The following is a 267-nucleotide window of genomic DNA, read 5'->3' as shown; positions in this document are numbered from 1 at the left end:
GCATCGTATGCTTGTAGACCAAAACTTACCCCCAGCTCTTACGTGGCAGGAAAAGAAGCCGATGTGTGAAGGCGATTGTTGGTGTGTAGAACGTTTTGTGAATGGAAGATTGGAAAAAGCAACAAATATTATTGAATGTAAACGAATAGAGGATGCGATTGAATGTAATTGGGGCGAGACAGAAGATGTTACACATCATGCGACAATCCCGCTAAGATCTGGATCAGAGAAATTTGGTCTATTAAATGTAGCCTCGCCTCATAAAAC

General features: G+C 41.6%; 1 pseudogene. It reads left to right on the top strand.

Annotated elements, in window-relative coordinates:
- Positions 1-267 (top strand): annotated as a pseudogene (locus tag SB775_RS30130) (histidine kinase); the annotation flags it as partial.

Source organism: Peribacillus sp. SIMBA_075 (assembly GCF_046534585.1).
This window is presented reverse-complemented; position numbering and strand designations above follow the sequence as displayed.